21 protein-coding genes are annotated in these 17570 nt (G+C 55.9%); 4 read left to right on the forward strand and 17 right to left on the reverse strand.

All coding sequences use genetic code 11. From position 1 onward, the window contains the following. Positions 1-440 precede the first annotated feature (440 nt). Entirely contained in the window at positions 441-1142 is a 702-nt protein-coding gene (locus tag CRN80_RS12505) for an inovirus Gp2 family protein (RefSeq protein WP_098950251.1), read from the forward strand. A gap of 138 nt (positions 1143-1280) precedes the next feature. Here the strand turns inward: CRN80_RS12505 and CRN80_RS12510 are convergent, their stop codons facing one another. Both CRN80_RS12510 and CRN80_RS12515 read right to left on the reverse strand, forming a co-directional pair. Further along, positions 1281-2069 (reverse strand): hypothetical protein, encoded by a 789-nt coding sequence (locus CRN80_RS12510; RefSeq protein ID WP_098950252.1) that lies wholly within the window; start codon positions 2067-2069, stop codon positions 1281-1283. Positions 2070-2118: 49 nt separating this feature from the next. Next, a complete protein-coding gene (locus CRN80_RS12515) occupies positions 2119-2472 on the reverse strand; it encodes a hypothetical protein (protein WP_098950253.1) in 354 nt (117 codons plus the stop codon). Positions 2473-2611: 139 nt separating this feature from the next. Here CRN80_RS12515 and CRN80_RS12520 point away from each other — a divergent pair, with 139 nt between their 5' ends. After that, on the forward strand, positions 2612-2959 hold the full coding sequence (locus CRN80_RS12520; RefSeq protein WP_038609684.1) for a helix-turn-helix domain-containing protein: 348 nt from the start codon (positions 2612-2614) through the stop codon (positions 2957-2959). 5 nt (positions 2960-2964) lie between these two features. Here CRN80_RS12520 and CRN80_RS12525 read toward each other — a convergent pair whose 3' ends face one another. The 6 genes from CRN80_RS12525 to CRN80_RS31640 all read right to left on the reverse strand — a co-directional run bounded on the left by CRN80_RS12525 (position 2965) and on the right by CRN80_RS31640 (position 6994). Then, the gene (locus CRN80_RS12525) at positions 2965-3276 is read right to left on the reverse strand and encodes a hypothetical protein (RefSeq protein WP_256588840.1); all 312 of its coding nucleotides are present in this window, start codon (positions 3274-3276) and stop codon (positions 2965-2967) included. Between the two features lie 75 nt (positions 3277-3351). After that, positions 3352-3540: a hypothetical protein gene (locus CRN80_RS31635; protein ID WP_098950255.1), complete on the reverse strand. Its 189-nt coding sequence runs from the start codon at positions 3538-3540 to the stop codon at positions 3352-3354. Between the two features lie 55 nt (positions 3541-3595). Next, positions 3596-4489 carry a hydrolase or metal-binding protein gene (locus CRN80_RS12535; protein WP_098950256.1) on the reverse strand — a complete coding sequence of 298 codons (894 nt, stop codon included), beginning with the start codon at positions 4487-4489 and terminating at the stop codon, positions 3596-3598. Positions 4490-4578: 89 nt separating this feature from the next. Continuing rightward, on the reverse strand, positions 4579-5580 hold the full coding sequence (locus CRN80_RS12540) for a YqaJ viral recombinase family protein (RefSeq protein ID WP_098950257.1): 1002 nt from the start codon (positions 5578-5580) through the stop codon (positions 4579-4581). A gap of 79 nt (positions 5581-5659) precedes the next feature. Next, positions 5660-6628 (reverse strand): DUF932 domain-containing protein, encoded by a 969-nt coding sequence (locus CRN80_RS12545; RefSeq protein WP_098950258.1) that lies wholly within the window; start codon positions 6626-6628, stop codon positions 5660-5662. A 93-nt stretch (positions 6629-6721) separates the two neighbouring features. Beyond that, positions 6722-6994, reverse strand: a complete 273-nt coding sequence (locus CRN80_RS31640) for a hypothetical protein (protein ID WP_256588881.1) — start codon at positions 6992-6994, stop codon at positions 6722-6724. A 307-nt stretch (positions 6995-7301) separates the two neighbouring features. On the opposite strand from CRN80_RS31640, the gene CRN80_RS12555 reads away from it, so the two are divergent. Together CRN80_RS12555 and CRN80_RS12560 are read left to right on the forward strand one after the other, a co-directional pair. Then, entirely contained in the window at positions 7302-7529 is a 228-nt protein-coding gene (locus tag CRN80_RS12555; protein ID WP_098950260.1) for an AlpA family transcriptional regulator, read from the forward strand. Positions 7530-7554: 25 nt separating this feature from the next. Further along, positions 7555-8547, forward strand: coding sequence for a hypothetical protein (locus tag CRN80_RS12560; RefSeq protein ID WP_098950261.1), 993 nt, complete (start codon positions 7555-7557; stop codon positions 8545-8547). A gap of 9 nt (positions 8548-8556) precedes the next feature. Here CRN80_RS12560 and CRN80_RS12565 read toward each other — a convergent pair whose 3' ends face one another. The 9 genes from CRN80_RS12565 to CRN80_RS12615 all read right to left on the reverse strand — a co-directional run bounded on the left by CRN80_RS12565 (position 8557) and on the right by CRN80_RS12615 (position 17570). Beyond that, positions 8557-9258, reverse strand: a complete 702-nt coding sequence (locus CRN80_RS12565) for a hypothetical protein (RefSeq protein WP_098950262.1) — start codon at positions 9256-9258, stop codon at positions 8557-8559. Positions 9259-9315: 57 nt separating this feature from the next. Then, positions 9316-10512 carry an integrase arm-type DNA-binding domain-containing protein gene (locus CRN80_RS12570; protein WP_098950263.1) on the reverse strand — a complete coding sequence of 399 codons (1197 nt, stop codon included), beginning with the start codon at positions 10510-10512 and terminating at the stop codon, positions 9316-9318. Positions 10513-10882: 370 nt separating this feature from the next. Continuing rightward, positions 10883-11653: a S24 family peptidase gene (locus CRN80_RS12580; protein WP_003194525.1), complete on the reverse strand. Its 771-nt coding sequence runs from the start codon at positions 11651-11653 to the stop codon at positions 10883-10885. Between the two features lie 211 nt (positions 11654-11864). Further along, complete coding sequence (gene ppa, locus CRN80_RS12585; protein WP_003176323.1) at positions 11865-12392, reverse strand: inorganic diphosphatase; 528 nt, start codon at positions 12390-12392, stop codon at positions 11865-11867. 109 nt (positions 12393-12501) lie between these two features. Beyond that, complete coding sequence (locus CRN80_RS12590; protein ID WP_098950264.1) at positions 12502-13317, reverse strand: zinc-dependent peptidase; 816 nt, start codon at positions 13315-13317, stop codon at positions 12502-12504. Positions 13318-13323: 6 nt separating this feature from the next. Then, positions 13324-13980 carry a DedA family protein gene (locus CRN80_RS12595; RefSeq protein ID WP_003194521.1) on the reverse strand — a complete coding sequence of 219 codons (657 nt, stop codon included), beginning with the start codon at positions 13978-13980 and terminating at the stop codon, positions 13324-13326. A gap of 814 nt (positions 13981-14794) precedes the next feature. Beyond that, positions 14795-15253, reverse strand: a complete 459-nt coding sequence (locus tag CRN80_RS12605; protein ID WP_014720105.1) for an N-acetyltransferase — start codon at positions 15251-15253, stop codon at positions 14795-14797. An 89-nt stretch (positions 15254-15342) separates the two neighbouring features. After that, the gene (gene eutC / locus CRN80_RS12610) at positions 15343-16179 is read right to left on the reverse strand and encodes an ethanolamine ammonia-lyase subunit EutC (protein ID WP_098950266.1); all 837 of its coding nucleotides are present in this window, start codon (positions 16177-16179) and stop codon (positions 15343-15345) included. Next, entirely contained in the window at positions 16176-17570 is a 1395-nt protein-coding gene (locus tag CRN80_RS12615; RefSeq protein WP_098950267.1) for an ethanolamine ammonia-lyase subunit EutB, read from the reverse strand. Before CRN80_RS12615 ends, eutC begins: the two co-directional genes overlap by 4 nt.

Here is a 17570-nt window from a genome sequence, read left to right on the forward strand (position 1 = left end):
CCTTGCGCTGTTTGAGGGCAAAAAAATAGGGAGATCAGGGCTCCCTCTATTGGTAATCCGGCTTCGTGGGCTGGCGAAAGCCACTCCAGAGGCATGGCCCATTAGGCTGGTTTATCTCCGGAATAGGATGCCAGCAAAAGATGCCGCTGTAGCTTGGTGAGCGGGATGGATTTTTCCGAGCCGGCCAGCGCGCGCTCTTGCGGTGCGGGTAGTATGCTTTACCAGGTATCGCTACCTAAAGGGTTTCTCAGATGATAGTAGGGTATATACCCTCGACTAGATCCAGCGTACCTGAAGGTATAGCGAGCTACAGGCAGCGAACCATTGCCGAAGGGCTCGTACTCCGTCACCAGCCGAGGGTAATCAGGTAGGAAAGGTAAGTGGTAAATTAAAACTTCGCAGGCGTTGGTTATGAAACTCACCACTGAGGACTCATAACCATGTTCAGTCATCCAGATACGCCCTGCCACTACCCGCTTCGTCATTCTGACAATGCAAACCTCCGCCTACATTACAGCGATGCTTTCGAAAGTCTGCCCGTGATGGCCGAGAAAGGGCCTTTCATCCGGGAGTACCTGTCTGCTCTCAAGCACACCATTGAATTGGCTATGGCTGAGTATCCGAGGGTGCTGGCATTCAGAGTGGATCTCAGGTTTCCTCAGCAGATCGAACTGCCGGACTACGCCTATACGAACCAGGTCATCAGCAGGTTCTTCGAGTCCTTCACAAAGAAGATCCGATACCACCAAGACAAAGTGCGTCAACGTGATGGCTACGCTCGTGGTTGCAAGGTCAGGTACGTCTGGTCGAGGGAGGTCGGTCAGGAAGGTAAGCAGCACTACCACGTACTGATTTTGCTGAACGGTAACGCCTATTACACGGTAGGACGGCTGCGTTCAGAGAGGGTCAACATGATGAGCCGCATGGAAGAATCCTGGGCTGGCGCGTTGGAACTGTCAGTCGACGAGGTCAGAGGACTGGTACACATCCCGGAAAATGCTGAGTACCGGATTGATCAGAGTGTCCGTCGTGGTGATGTGGATGAGCTTCCAGCGCTGTTCTACCGAGCTAGCTACCTGTGCAAGGTGGCTACAAAGTCCTACGGGGGGCGTCAGCGCGGATTCGATACCAGTAGAGGGTAATGTCAGTTGGCGCTCGCAGGATAGACGCAGTAATGGTATCGGCAAAAAAGAAATGAGTACAAAAGGGGAGATGTACATCTCCCCCTTATTCACTACTCAATGAATTGCTTTGAAGGCCCACTATGTGGCTTGGCGTCGTTATTGCAGTAGATAGCCGATGGGTTGGTCATCCTTGCCAAAGCAGATGATGGTTTCACAGTGGCCGCCTAGCTGGTCGGCATTCGATTCGCTGATGTCCGGCAACCACTTACCCAGTTCAGATACTGACACCTTCTTGTTGTTAATGTAGCACTCATCATCGGCTCGTGGGTTACACCAGGCACTTTTGACTTCTGGCCATCTGGACTGGGAAGCAGTCGGAGTATTCGTCGTTGCTGATGCAGTGTCCCCCTTCTCCTGATTCCATGCTGCCCAGCCACCGATGTAGCGCTTGTCGAAGGTCGAAGCCAGTTCATTGTCCGGGACACCTGCATCCAGGTAGAACTTCATCAGTAGACTGCCTGCTTCGACGTACGACACTTGACGAGTGGCGTTGGTACGGTAGGCGACTGGCTTGCCGTCAGTGCTACTGCCTATGCGATACCAGATCGAGAGTTGGAACGGAGTGTCCTCCTTCCAGTTACCTACATCCGCACCTTGGATTCGACAGTTACCACGCTGACACATGCCGTTGACTTTGTTGGTGATGCGGACATTTTGCTGGCGTTGAGCATCCCAGATATCCACGTACCGCGTGCTGGTGAGCCAAGTGCAGAAGAGCATGGGTTGGCCAGTTGCTGCAGGGCGAGTGACACATGGAATCGCTTCCGGGAGGTTGTGAGTCGATTTCTCGTCTGGAAAGAAAGCCGCTGTCCCTTGGTACGCGGAGATCTCAGCGTTGGCGTGAGCACAGGACGCGAGAAGAAGGATGCTGAGGATACGTTTCATGGTTTATTTCTTACTATGAAGGGTTTGACGAGGGGGCTGAGCAAAGCTGCTATTTCTTGTAAACAACCTTGAGCCGCTTGTTGACGTAGTCCTTGATGATTTCGTAGTCGGGGTTGTACGTAACGAGCGTATGACCTACGCCTGCTGCAGCCGTTAATGTCGCTATGGTCAATGTTGCAGGTGTTGTCAGGACGGTGAATACGGCGCCGAGTGCGCCGCCTTGTACCACTGCACTTTTCACATCGCTTTTGACTCGACACTTCAGCCCCTGGCTTTCAATCTTGGTTTCAACCAGTTTGATACCTGCCATGAAATTGCCCCTGAGACCATGGATCTCGAAGGACGCTTTACTTTTCACGAGACCTTCAATCTGCGCTTCATTCAGACCTGTTACGACGGTCATGGGTTTTCTGAGCTCCCTGCAAGAGATAGTGGTTTTGAGAAAGGGTGGATTACCAACCTTTTAGGGTGAGTCTCGGTTTGATAAGTCCTTCATGTCAACAGGTTGATGCTCAACCATCCAGGTTGAACTGGAGGGCGGCATGTCAAAAACCGAATCGAAGCAGTTGGCGGAGCTTGTTGGCCAAGCAATTGCTCGCCAGCGTGCTCGTTGCAAGCTGAGTCAGGAGCAGGTTGCGGAAAAGCTTGGGATTGGAAGCGAGGCCGTATCCCGTATCGAGCGAGGGATCGTTATGCCCAACATCGAGCGTTTGGTGGAGCTGGCAGCGGTTTTTCGTTGTGAAACGGCTGACCTGCTGACCGAGGGGAGTTCACGCCCAGAGGACCAGGCGCGGAGGCTCTATGACTTGCTGTCTAGGCTGGAGGCGCATGACCGCGACTTCGTCATGGACATGGTGGAGCGTCTTGTCACTAGGCTTGATCGCGACTGATGGGCTCAGTCACGGCGGTTGCTTTGTTGTTTCAGAGGATTCTTTTCCCCAGGCTCGTCGAACAGAGCACCACAGCGTAGGCACAAACAGTTGAACCCCGCGAAGTGATATTTGGCGACATCCTCGGCTACCCGCAACGCCGATGGATACGCGGGAGTGATAGCGGCCAACCCATTGATGAGCAGATGGCTGCCTGGCGCTTGGGTATTCTCATTCGCTTTCTGCACTTCTCGCAACGCGCTGTCAGCCAGGCCGAGCAACAGGGCGATGCCTTTGGCTGCTTCCCTAGTCAGGACGGCCTTGGAGTCGCAGATCAAGCAGTATCGAAGAATGATTCATTCTCCTGGTAAAAGCGGCCGTGCGCATGGCCGCTGACGGTTGCTTGGAATATTTCAGGTAGGATTGCCCCGACTGGGGGACATTAGTCTGAGCAAGCGACTCAGGATCCAGCAGGCCAGCACCACGACCAGTAACAGCGGTGGGAAGCGCAGTATGAGCAGAATACTCAGCACCAGCGCCCCGGCGGCTGCAAGCGCGCCGACGAATATGAACAAGCAGAGCAAAAATCGCAGTAGCGACATGGCGGGTCTCCAAGATCTTGTGCCTGGCGATGTACTCGGCACCGATAGGTTTGATTCAGTGGGCCTGCGAGGTGAGGACTTCTAGTTTTCCCGCGAGGGAGTTGGGAGCTGGCTGCGATTCACCCTGGCTAGAGGTGCTGGCGGGCTCCGAGTTTACGAAGAACTCCTCGATCACGACGTGACTGTCCTCCTCGCTGTCCTCGAAGGCGCCGTTGCCGAAGCCTCGGCGAGCTGCGTCATCTAGAGCCCTCTGATCGAAACCTGCTGTTTGCCGCTGTGTATCCAGCTCGCTCGCCTTCTGCAGCGCTTCACCCATATCCATGCCAGCGCGTATGGTGAGGTCGACATAGAAGATCGGCGTGCCATGGCTTTGCCGGGTGGACTTACCGCGTAGACGCAGCTCCAGCGGCAGGCAAGCCAGTCGATTACCTGAGATGGCCTGGAAGTAATGCAGTCGAGCGGCCAGGGTGCGGATGCTGTTGAATCCGGTGGTGCGGAACACAAAGCTACCCAACGAATCCTCATGACCGATAATCACATTCAGTCGGCCGTAAGGCTTGCAGGCACCGCCTTTGGCTAGTGGGCAGGCATCGGGCGAAGGGCAGGGCAGAGACTGTATGCCGTCCTGGGCAGCGCGCTTGCAGGTTTCACCATTGCCCACGCACATCGGTCGCCCGGACTGCCGGTCGAACAGGGTGTAATCGGCCCGGAAATTCAGCTCCGGTTCGTTGAACAATAGGCGTATAGGAATACTGCGCAGCTTGTCTTCCTTACTCTGGCGCAGTTCGTCGTTGAGTGGATGTAGCAGCCAGCCATCTCTGCTTTGTACCTGGGATGTGATGGTGAACTGATCATCTTTCTCCGGCAGGCGCTTACCGTTTCTTTCAATGACTTTGCCGATGGAGATGCGTCCGAGCACGGGCGGCGTTAGGGCTAAGCCTTTCAACATGATGGTTCTCCTGAAAATGAAAAAAAGGCCAGCTACGCAGCGCTAACTGCGTGGACTGGCCAAGGGGAGGGAAGTAAGGAATAGCGGAGTCAGTTGATCAGGAAGCGGCGACTGCCTTCCTTGGTTTTGGCGTAGCGAACCTGCAGGTAAGGTTTCTCTTTCAGTAGGCGTTCGACATCGAGCACGGTGCAGCCCTTGGATTTCTTCCAGCTGATATATCCGCTGGAAAACTCCGCTCGGGTGGCCTCGCCGATGGCTTGCTGCAGCATCTGCTTAAGTTGGGCCTCGCGCGTTTGTTTCTCGCCGATGGATTGGCGCACGGCCTTGAGCTCTAAGTAGGCCTCCGCCAATCCTGCATGGCCGCTGAAGTCGACGGTCTGACCGTTGTCCTCCGGGTACAAGCAGCGCAAAGCCGCCTCGGCCGAGGCACTGCCGTCGGCTGGCGGCGGGGTATCGGTTTCCACGTAGGTCCAGAACTTACGCTCCAGTTCGATCAGGCGGGCGATCATCTGCTCATCTCGCTCAATGCGATGGATCTCCAAGTGCTGACCGCCGAGCAGCACCGCCACATCTGCCGCCTGCTTGCCGGTGACTGCGAGTTGGTGCATCACTTGCAGTTCTACATACTCGGGTACGCCTTTCTCCCAGAGACGTGCCCCGTTTATGCCGGCGGTCTTACATTCGAGGATCTGCACGTCGTCCGCGCTGATCACCTCACGGTCGATGTTGGCTAGCATCCAGGACATATCCGGATTCGGATGCTGCAGTACGGCGTTGATCCGTCGCACCTTCTTCTTAGTACGCTTGCTGTAGTGCCAGGCAACGATTGGTTCCAGCACGTTGCCCCAGTACATCGGACTTTCTTCATCATGTGGGTCGGCTTTTGGCAGTGTGGTGTCTCGACCGGTTTTCTCCAGCCACAGCTCCAACTGCGATTTGTAGGGATTTAGACCCACCGCAGCGCCGGCATCCGAGCTGCCGATTCCTTGTTTGCGCACCGCCAGCCAATCTTCACGAGGCAGTTCCTTGGTGCTGATCAGGCGCAGCGCTGGACGAGCCTTGCTAGTGCTGCGCAACGGAGTAGCGTTCATAGCGTTCACCTTGCAGAAATAGAAACGCCCGATCAGCAACGAGGCTGATCGGGCGTTTTGGGGTGGAGGAAGCAACCGGTTAGGCGACAAGTTGCAGGGCGGTGTCCAGAGCACGTTGCTTGATCTGCGCCCCTTGGCCGAACCAGGCCGAGTCCATGCGGTACTCGTTGCTACGGGCGCGACGTTCGTGGTCGACGTACTCGGTTACGGCGTTAAGCAGGCCCCAGGCGGTACCGCGAGCCGAGTCCAGCTGACTGCCTCGGCCGCGACCTTCGTACAGCTCCTGAACCTTTCGCAGGGCGCGTTCGTTGGGCAGTACCTCCGGCAGTGCGCCGGTCGGATTGGTCTCGCACAGCACGCTCATGAAGAAGCCCAGCGCTTCATGCCACTGCACTTTGCGTTCGGCCAGCGCACGCATGCGGTACATAAAGTCGTCCCATTGCGAGACGGCAATGCCGAGCTGCTTCTTCACCGCCTTTGGATCGAAACGCGTGTTGTGCGGCACTTTGATCGCACGGCTGGTGCCGTCCAGGGCGATGGTCAAGGTGTTGTTGCAGACTACGCGCACGGTGGTGGGTGTTGCCGTGGTGGCCAGGGTGCCGTCGCAGGACGTGGCCAGCAGTAGGTAGCCGTTGACCTGATCGTTACCCTTGAGCGCAGCACCTTGACCGGTACGCGCCAGCGCCCAGAACTTGCGCCCACCCTTGAGCACTCCGGCCGTTTCCAGCTCGTAGCCGGAGACCTCGGTGAGGTCACGATAGAACTCCAAGACTTCCCGAGGCTGCACGGTGTGGTAGCGCTGGGAAACGACTGACAGCGGCGCCTTGGTATCCGAACGGAACAGCACCTTCTGTTCGGGGAAGGAATGGATCGCGCCTAGGTGGCCGATGGTCTCTGATTTGAAGAGGACGGGGCTTTCCTGGATCTCCCAGTCCATGCCGGCTTCGCGTTGCCAAACTTCGATGGGTTGCTTTTGAGTGAGGTGATTGCCAAGGCCGTGCCAAGGAGTTGCTCCGGCGTAGGCCATAGTTTCGACGAGATGAGCCATGGTTGTGATTCCTTTGGGTGCTATCCGTCATAAAGCGCCGCGCACAACGCAGCACCGAAACGGACCTAATAGATAGAAGAGAAAGTGACCGGATTAGGTCGGTAGGTTAAAGCGGTGACCACATAGCAGGCAGAGGTTGTGGGCCAGGACGTGGCGATCGAGCGACTCACCGAGTTGGGCGCCGAGCGCACAACCACCAACCCCGCCGGCGAGGCCACCGAGGATGGCACCCGATACGGAGCCAAGTGTGATACCCACAGGCCCAGCAATAGCGCCAATAAGCGCACCAGCCTGACCGCCAGCCAGCGCAGCACTGATGCCGCGCGCAGCACCGCCAACGGTGCCGATGGTCGCGCCGATTTTCATGGCGTGATGGAATGAAGCGACTTTTGGGGAGTGACAGCGAGGGCACTGCAATGACATGAGGCTAACCTTCTTGGTGGAGATGTCATCGGTGTTATGTGTGGTCGAGTTTTTTTTGAATCGTGGCACGGCGCGATTACATGGCTCTGAGGCCCGAAAAACTGGGGGGTGGGATTTAATTGTGTCGAAACGGGCGTGGGGTGGGATTTAACTTATTTGAATGAAAAAGTGGGAGTGCCACGGCACTCTGCTACACAGCGAGCGTGGCAGTCCTTAAGGTTGCACCAAATTGTTTGCCTTTGGTGGAACTATGTGGACAGAGGATGCAGCAGCAAAGATATTACGTATCAAGCATGTGGAGGAGCGGGTCGGTCTATCCAGATCAGCGATCTATGATCGGTTAAATCCTAAATCGCCCCGATACGATGAGTGTTTTCCTCGCCCTTTTAAAATCGGTCTGTCCGCAGTTGGCTGGCTGGAGAGTAGTATCGAGCTGTGGATTCGTTCTCGTGCAGTTTTAGTGAGTGAGGTTTACTGAGTATAGGCTGCGATTGAGGCTGAACATGTTGATTGATGAAATTTCTAAAGGTGTTGATCAAGATAGATTGATCGTTGATAGGGCGTTTTTGCGTGTGAGTGGGTGTAAAAATCGTGTTTTATTAGACTCCAACTCTATACCGGATGCGTGTTCTGTTATTGAGATTATGGCGGGGTTTATTGCAGGGAAAGAACTGGTTTTATCTGATGGGATGAGCGGGCTTACTGCGTTTGGACGCAATTTTATAAGCGGGTTGTGTATAGATCAAAAGGGGTTGGTGGACGCCTTCTCCGGAGCAAGGCTGCATCCTTATATTTCGGCGTTTTGCACGGTTAAAGAAATAATAGGAGAAGGAATGATCAAGTCAGAAGTTTCTGGTTTTAGTTGTGGTGCAGATTATTTGATTTTTGCGGAAGCTCTGCGCGCTGAGCTCGATCGCCGTATCGGCTTGGATAAGTTGAGGGTTGTAGCTAGAAACTATGAGCGCAATGTGAGGGGTAATATAAAAGAATATGAAGTGTATGTTCGGAATGTTTTTTGTCGTTACCCTCATGCGAGAGTAATGGTTGTAAATATAAATTATAGCTATAGCTTCGGTGAGGGGTGCTTTGGAGTGGGGGATTTGGCTCAGGTTAGAAAGAACCTGAAAAGTTTTGTGCGCAACATGGGAGGAAGTTTTGGATCTTCTGAGGTTTTTGGGTATGTTTGGAAAATTGAGTTTGGACTGTTTAAAAGATATTATTCAAAGGTTTATATTTTTTTTGATGCGAACTATTTGAGAAAGTTGGAGTGCTTTTTAGAAGGTCAGGGAAAGAGTTTTGGTTCTGCTCGAAATGACCCCTCTATAGAGTTTCATGATGTCGTATCTCGAGACGATCCACAAGGCAGAGTTGGGCTCGTCGCAATCGAGCGCCAGGTGCAAGAAGAAGTTTGCCTGATAATAAAGTCTGATGTTCTTCTTCGAGTTGATGTTGATGCACGCTTTCGATCAATCGGGCGGAGTGTTTTAAAAGGGTGATTTTACTACTTACTTTCGCGAAGATGACAGCGTCTCGATTATAGCATGCTTGACGCATTCTCTTTCTCGCATCCACGCTTTTAGACGATCTGTAATATCATTTTTCACCTTGGTTCTGTGCAGAGTATTTTTTTCGTAATTAACCATTAGGTCGTTAAGCTTGTCTGCGGCTTCTTGCTTGGTTCTCCAGCCGTTGTTGGGTGCGTGTGTTCTAATCAGAGAAGCAAAGTGGGTTGCAGAGACTTCGAAGATTTCATTTTTGTTTTTTGCGCTGTTTGAGTTCTTTTCCGAAAGTATCACGGCCTTTCCTAGGGTGACTTCGTATGCGGATGCTGCTGCTCCTAGATGGAAGTTTGCGTTCATCAGTTCTACAATGGTCTGGATGTGTAGCTTTGCATCGTAATAATCTTCTGCGATGATTCTGTATGTGAGGGCAAGTTTGCTGTGATAAGTCAGGCTGAGTATTGAGTTGTCTAGTTCGTTGCTTAGATTTTGGCGCATAGTCTTTAATTTGTCAGCGTCAAAATTGCCAAGGATTATGCTTTTCTGATGTTGATCTAGCAGGTCCTCGTACGTAGAGTCACCAAGAAGTTTTTGGAAAATATTTGTAGCAATAGTGTCGAAAGCCTCAAGGCACCCCTCGGCATTAGAAGGGGACTCCTTTGTCAGGAACTCCTTTAGTGAGTCTGGTACTCTATTTTTGATACGCATACTTTTTCGCTGATCTTGATTTTTGTTTGTAGTGTTGAGAGGTAGGTTCGCTTAACTCTACTTGCTATGAATATAGCTGGTCCATTCGCTCATCAATTCTCTGCGCTTTTCTAGGAAGTCTGATCGAGAGTACGCGCCTTCAGTTTGGTCGCGCTCATCATGCGCCAGGGCCATTTCACAAACTTCTCGGGGGTAATTTGTACATTCGCCGGCCCAATCACGGAATGAAGATCGGAAACCATGGCGCGTAATCGACTTATAGCCCATTCCATGTAGGAGGTTGCGTATCGCATTCGCATGCATTACACCGCTTTTTCCTTGGCCGGGGAATAAAAAATGACTGCCTTCAATACGGGGGATGGCACGAACACACTCCACGATCTCGTCAGTAAGTGGAATTGTGAAGGCGACTCGAGTTTTCATGCGCTCATCAGCAAGTGACCACGTACAAGCCTCCAAGTCGAACTCATCCCACCGAGCGAACCTCACCATATGAGCACGTGCACCGGTCATAATTAGCAGTTGTGCGGCAAGCGATGGTGCAGTCATGTGTGTTTTTAGCTGACGCATTAGAGTTGGTACGTCTTGCCACGGCATTGCAGGGAAATGTTCACGTTTCCTGGCTTTTTTCTTTTCCACTCGGCTCAGCAAATTATCCAGATGACCACGCCATCTTGCTGGGTTTTCTCCTTCGCGAAGCCCTCGAGATTTTGCAGCGTCTAGGATCTGTTCAATTTGTCCACGTACCTCGTCTGCCGTTCGTGTTTTTATGACCCAGATAGGTTGTAAAAGCTTGAGAAGGTGCGAAGTCTCGATTTGCTCTGCAGCCAGCTTGCCAATATGTGGAAATGCATAGAGTTCTAGCTTGCGCATCCAGCCTTTGCGCCACCGTTCAGACCAAGCCCCACCGTGCGCGGTCCAATAATCTTTTGCCAGCGTTTCAAACTTGAGTTGTTTTGCCTCTTGGGATCGTTGAGCCTCACGTCGAGCTGTGCGCTCCTGATCCCGTGCGGCAAGAGGGTCGATACCATCTATCAAATGTCGGCGTTTGGCGCTTGCTTCAAGTCGGGCGTTCTTGAGGCTGACTTCTGGATAAGAACCCAGTCCCATTTCTCGACGGCGACCCGCGAGCTGAAATCGAAGCAACCAAGACTTGCGTCCTGTGGCTTTGACTACGAGGCGTAGTCCGTCACCATCTTCATAGGTACCTGCTTCTGTCAGGTTCTCAACCTGTTTTGGATTTAGCTTGCCCATCGTGTCCCCACCGCATGGCTATTAGTTATCCCCCCATCTGTCCCCCCACTTTGTTGTCGGATGGGGTTGTACAGCATAGGACGGGATAGGATAAGGAAATAGCCGTAGCCCTTGATTTTACTAGGCTATCAGGTTTTTATTTGGATTTGGTAGGATTGTTTTGGACAAATAAAAAGCCGGCTTGTGGCCGGCTTCTCGGGGACTGCCTCAGCTTGTTTTTGACAAACCTCACCAGCCTTCAAATCGCTCAGCCCACATTGCGTCAGGCTGAATAGTAGGGGCATCCGCGGGAACTCCTCCGCTTCGCCAGCAGGGAATCAGCTAAAAGCGACCCCTGCCAAATGTGCGGCGCATGATACCCACATTCACTTCAATTGCCCACCTCCGGTTCCGATTTAGAGCCTTCCCAGCCCAGCAGGTGTTCATCCAGTGGCACCGGTGGGCGGCGGTTGTTGAGGGTGGACCACCAGAATACCCAGCCGACGATCTTGAAGCTTTGCTCGAAGCGCTCCTCGTGGTTGAGGTATTCGTCCGGGTGTTCGCTGGCGTTGTGGCTGCGCATGCGCAGGCCGCCGCCAGGGCGGTTGTAGAGGTATTTGATGCGCAGCATGCCGTCGTGTTCGACGGCGTAGATTTCACCGTCGATGATTTGGGTGCGGCCTCGGTCGATGGCGAGGGTAGCGCCTTGTTGGATGATGTCGATCATGCTGTTGTCGACCATGTAGGCGCCTATCGCGCGGTCGGGGTTGACGTTGAGTGTTTCCAGGCTGTGCAGGGAGACGCGGATGCGTTCGGTTGAGGTGAAGGTGGGGTGGAGAGGGATCTCCACGTCGGTTTTTTCCGGGCGGCAGGCGGGGCCTGTGAGGTATTTGCCTGTGTCTTCGCGGGCGGTTGCAATCCTTGCGGTGGGGCCTTCCAACAGGTAGTTGGCAGGCGGGTGTTTGGGGCCTTTGCCGTCGCTTAACCAGCGACTTGAGACGCACAGCAATTCTGCGATCTCGTTGAGTCGGCCCATGGGGACGCCGCGTTTGAACCAGTTGTTCACGTGCTGAGGCGTGACGCCGCGGTTCTTGGCGAAGTCGGAGGCGGAAAGATGAACTTCCCGTAGTAGCGCTTTTAAACGATCACCTGATGTATTCATAAACGCAGAGTTTACTGGCCGGAAAGTCTAATCAAATAAACCATGCGTTGATTTGCGGTTGTAGGATTTGGCTTAGTTGTGGCTGGATCTTTCAGGTGTGCAACTTAGTTAAACGCTGCAAATAAACATTGAACTTGATGTTTAATTCGGCCCATAAAAAAGCCCCGAATTAACGGGGCTCTTTATTTGCAGTAGCAATGAGGCGCGGGTATCAGCCTTTGTAGGCGGCAACCGACTTCATGATCTCGGCGCGGGCGGCGTCTGCGTTGCCCCAACCGTCGATCTTCACCCATTTGCCTTTTTCGAGGTCTTTGTAGTTCTCGAAGAAGTGCTTGATCTGTTCCAGCAGCAGTGGCGGCAGGTCGGTGTATTCCTTCACGTCCACGTACAGCTGGGACAGCTTGTCGTGTGGTACTGCGATGACTTTGGCATCGCCGCCGCCGTCGTCGGTCATGTTCAGGATGCCAACTGGGCGCGCGCGGATAACCGAGCCTGGGGTGACCGGGTAAGGGGTCACCACCAGCACGTCGAGGGGGTCACCGTCGTCAGCCAGGGTGTTAGGGATAAAACCGTAGTTGGCCGGGTAGAACATCGGGGTGGCCATGAAACGGTCAACGAACAGGCAGTCGCTGTCTTTGTCGATTTCGTATTTGATCGGCGCGTGGTTGGCCGGAATTTCGATGGCGACGTAGATGTCGTTCGGCAGGTCTTTGCCAGCCGGAATCTTGCTGTAGCTCATTGGGCTTTGCCCCCGTTAGTTGGCCATATGACATGGCCGGATTGGCCTAAAAGTGGCGGCGATTATAGGCATATTCTGACGCCGATGCCATGCGCCAAGCGTCGTACGGTCATTCGCCCTGTGGCGAGTAGCGCGGGTCGCTGGCTTGCAGTTGGGCTAGGCGGGCCAAGGGATCCTGGCGATAAAAGCGGCTGAGTTGGGCGTACACCTGTGGATAACTATTGGCCAATAAATCCGGGGCGCTGAAGAAATATTCACTGGTGACGGCGAAGAACTCCGCCGGGTTTTCCGCAGCGTAAGGGTCTATCTCGGTCTCGGCGTCCGGGTTGGCGTCCAGTTGGCGGTTGAGGTCATCGAAGGCGCCTTGCATGACGCTGGCCCAGTCTTGCACGCGCATGTCGTGGTGCAGGGGCGGCAGGCCGTTGGCGTCGCCGTTGAGCATGTCCAGCTTGTGCGCCAGTTCGTGAATGACCAGGTTGTAGCCTTCCCATTGGCCGCTGGCGAGCACGCCGGGCCAGGCGAGGATCACCGGGCCCTGTTGCCAGGCTTCGCCGCTGTGTTCGCCGTCCCACTCGTGTTCGACGCCGCTGGCATCGCGATGGCGTTGTGGGCTGAGGAAGTCGTCGGGGTACAGCACGATCTCATGAAAGCCTTGGTACCAGTCGAGGTCGCCCAGGTTCATCAGCGGCAGTTGCGCCTGGGCGGCGAGCAGCAGGCGTTGTTCCTGGTGCAGTTCGACGCCGGGCAGGGCGGTGAGGTGTTTTTCACTGAGGAACACCACGCAGGCTTCGCGCAGCCACTGGTCTTGCTCCGGCGTGATGCCGTCGAGGAAGGTCAGGTGGTGGCGCACCCGTTGCCAGGTGTCATCGGCAATCGGGTGCTTGGCCAGCAGGCGCCGGCGACGCCAGGCGCTGAAGGACCACACGGGCAGTCAGTGCGGGTTGGCTTCGGAAGAAGTGCGGCCAAAGCGGCTGCGCACCACGCCAATAATCATCGGCACCAGGGACAGCAGGATGATGAACACCACCAGCAGCGACAGGTTCTTCTTGATAAAAGGCACGTTGCCGAAGAAGTAACCCAAGGTCACCAGGCCGCCGACCCACAGGATGGTGCCCAGTACGCTGAAGCCGAAGAAGCGCGGATACGGCATCTTGGCCACGCCCGCGACGAACGGCGCGAAGGTGCGCAGGATCGGCAGGAAGCGCGCCAGGGTCACGGTTTTGCCGCCGTGCTTGTCGTAGAAGTCGTGGGTTTTTTGCAGGTAGTCGCGGCGGAAGATTTTCGAGTTCGGGTTGCTGAACAACCGCTCGCCCGCCGTTCGTCCGATCACATAGTTGGTGCTGTCGCCGAGGATGGCCGCCAGCATCAGCAGGCCGGCCAGCAAGACTGGGTCCATACCGCCGCCGGCCGCTACGGCACCGGCGATAAACAGCAAGGAGTCGCCCGGCAGGAAGGGCATGACCACCAGGCCGGTTTCGCAAAAAATCACCAGGAACAGAATGGCGTAGATCCACGGACCGTAATTGGTTACCAGCATGTCGAGGTAAACGTCGAGATGCAGGATAAGGTCGAGCGGGTTGAAATCCATGGATGGCACCTGTGTGAATAGCCCGGCTCAGCGGGCTTGTGCGGAAGCTCAGGCAATAAGGCTACAAGTAATTGTCGCGGTTCTTACAACCCTGAAAGGTCGGCATTATACGGATTGAGAGGTGAAAAGCGTGTGGCTTTTGTAGCGGGGAGTGTCGCGAAATTGTGAAGGGGTTGGGCTTCGCCTGAGTCGCCGGATCAAGTGTGGGAGCTGGCTTGCCTGCGATGGCCATAGGTATTAACGCCACGCTGTAGCGCCAAAGGTAACCACGATGCGAAGCGAGCCGCTCTTGATCTTGATCTGCTTTTGATCTTAGGCGCCCCGTTAAACCACGCTGGCCGGAATTCGACAGGGATTTGGGGGGTAAACCGGCAGGGATGCCGGTTTAGCCGCCCCGCGCCATGGATGGCGCGTGGCGGCGGCCCCCCAAATCACTGACGGATTACGGGCACACCGAGCCTGGGCGAGGTGCCGAGTGGTGGGGCAAGAGCGCTTTGCTTACTTTCGCGCTTTTCGAAAGTGAGCCGCCGTCAGGGCGGAACCCTAGGTGGCCGTTACCGCGGCTATGGATATGTACACAATCCAACTGTGTTGGCTGTCAGGCCGTCTTCGCAGGCAAGCCAGCTCCCACATTTGGACTGCGTCGCGTCAGGTAGATAAGCGTCGGATGTCAGGCCGTCACGGGAGCAAGCTCCCTCGCCACAGGGTCAGGTAGATACCTATGCTGCGATAGCCGATACAGTATGGCTGACCCTCCGCCATCGCAGGCAAGCCAGCTCCCACAAGGAAATGGCGGTGTTTGGCTTACCGGTTTTCAGTCTTCGTTGATCGGCAGCACGTAGTTTTTGAATTCGGTGTCTTCGCGAAACCCAATCGACTCATAGGTCTTCTGCGCCACGTCGTTATCGCTGCTGGTCGATACCCGCAACCGCACCGCGTGGGTGTCCTTGGCCATTTTCTTGGCCGTGCGCATCAGGTTGTCGGCCACCAGTTGCCGACGCGCATCCTCGGCCACATAGATGTCGTTGAGGATCCACACCCGCTTGAGCGACAGCGAAGAAAAACTCGGATACAGCTGGCAAAACCCCAGCAGCCGCTTGTCGTCATCGTCGGCCAGGGCCAGGTAGATCACCGACTCCTTGCGCCGCAGGCGCTTTTCCAAAAAGGCCCGTGACGAGTCCGGGAACGGCAAGGCCCCATAGAACTCGCGGTATTTGACGAACAACGGGGTCAACAGGTCCAGGTGTTCCAGGGTCGCTTGAGTAATCCGCATGCCAGGCCTCAACTTCCAAATGGGGTATGACCACACGAGCGGCCGTGACTCGATGCTGCCTAATGACGCCAAAAAGCGCAATCGTGCCGCTATCGGTCATCCGCCGGGCTGAGCAGGAAATTGCCCTTCATCAGGTCCGGGTCGTCGGATTCCAGGGTCTGAACCTGCGCCTCATCCTTGAGATTGACCCCCGACAACTGCCGGCGACACGCCTCGCGCATCAAGTACAGCAAGCGATGGGCCGCCATGCCATAACTCAAGCCCTCCAGCCGCACATTGGAGATGCAGTTGCGATAGGCATCGGTGAGGCCGACCTTGGGGTTGTAGGTGAAATACAGGCCCAGGCTGTCCGGCGAGCTGAGCCCCGGCCGTTCGCCGATCAGGATCACCACCATCTTGGCGCCCAGTAACTGCCCGATTTCATCGGCTACCGCCACGCGGCCTTGCTCCACCAGGATCACCGGTGACAAGGACCAGCCTTCGGCGTGGGTCTGTTCTTCCAGGCGCGCCAGAAACGGCGCTGTGTGTTTATGCACCGCCAATGCCGACAGGCCATCGGCCACTACGATGGCCAAGTCCACCCCGCCGGGCTGGGCCGAAGCATAGTCGCGCAATGTTTGCGCCGACTCATCGCTCAAGCGTCGCCCCAGGTCCGGGCGTTGCAGGTACATGTGCCGGTCTGTAGCGGCGCTGTGCAACAACAGGCTGTCTCGGCCACGTTCGGCCAATTGGCGGCTGAGGCCGGTGTGATCGAAGGGCAGGTGCACCGCGTCCCGCGCCTGGGCGTGGGCAAACTGGAAGTCCAGTTGGGCGCTGGTGGGAATGCTGGTACCGGTGCGGCCCAGGGCAATACGCGCCGGGGTCAGGCGGCGCAGTTCCAGCCACGGGTTGTCAGGCAATTCTGGTTGCACAGTCGGCTCCTTCATCCCAATTGCGCCAAGGCGTGACGAAAGGCCGGTGGCAGGCTGTTACCAAAGCGCACCTTGCCATCAGCCTGCGTAAAGATGCCCATTTTCGCCAGCCACTGCTCGAACTCTGGCGCCGGTTTTAAACCCAATGTTTGCCGGGCGTACAGGGCGTCGTGAAACGAGGTGGTCTGGTAGTTGAGCATGATGTCATCGGAGCCGGGGATGCCCATGATGAAGTTGATGCCGGCCACGCCGAGCAGGGTCAGCAGGGTGTCCATGTCGTCCTGGTCGGCTTCGGCGTGGTTGGTGTAGCAGATGTCGCACCCCATGGGCACGCCGAGCAGCTTGCCGCAGAAGTGGTCTTCAAGGCCCGCGCGGATAATCTGCTTGCCGTTGTACAGGTACTCCGGGCCGATAAAACCGACCACGGTGTTCACCAGAAACGGCTTGAAGTGCCGCGCCACGGCGTAGGCACGGGTTTCACAGGTTTGCTGGTCGACGCCAAAGTGCGCATTGGCCGACAAGGCGCTGCCCTGGCCGGTTTCGAAGTACATCAGGTTCTGGCCCAGGGTGCCGCGCTTGAGGCTCAAGCCCGCGTCGTATCCTTCCTGCAGCACGTTCAGGTTGATCCCGAAACTGGCATTGGCCGCTTCGGTGCCGGCAATCGACTGAAACACCAGGTCCAGCGGTACGCCGCGGTTGATCGCTTCGATGGAGGTGGTGACGTGGGTCAGCACGCAGGCCTGGGTGGGGATTTCGTAGCGCTGGATGATCGCGTCGAGCATCTCCAGCATGGCGCAGATCGAGGCGATGCTGTCGGTGGCCGGGTTGATGCCGATCATGGCGTCGCCGTTGCCGTACAGCAGGCCGTCGAGAATGCTCGCGGCGATGCCGGCGGGTTCGTCGGTGGGGTGGTTGGGCTGCAAGCGCGTGGACAAGCGCCCGCGCAGACCCAGGGTGCCGCGAAACTGGGTGACCACGCGGATCTTCTGCGCCACCAGCACCAGGTCTTGCACGCGCATGATCTTGGACACGGCCGCGGCCATTTCCGGTGTCAGCCCTGGCGCCAAGGCGCGTAGGGCCTGTTCATCGGCCGCGTCGCTGAGCAGCCAGTCGCGCAGGCCGCCGACAGTGAGGTGGCTGACCGCTGCAAACGCCTGCTTATCGTGGGTGTCGATGATCAGCCGGGTGACTTCATCGCTTTCATAGGGAATCAATGCTTCCTGCAGGAAGTGCTTGAGCGGGATATTTGCCAGCGCCATCTGCGCCGCCACACGCTCACCGTCATTCTGCGCGGCGACACCGGCGAGGAAGTCCCCGGAGCGTGCGGGGCTGGCCTTGGCCATCACGTCCTTGAGGCTGTCGAAGCGGTAGGTTTGAGCACCCACCGCGTGGGAAAAACTTGCCAT

The sequence above is a fragment of the Pseudomonas sp. FDAARGOS_380 genome (assembly GCF_002591235.1).
GTDB classification, from domain to species: domain Bacteria; phylum Pseudomonadota; class Gammaproteobacteria; order Pseudomonadales; family Pseudomonadaceae; genus Aquipseudomonas; species Aquipseudomonas salmasensis.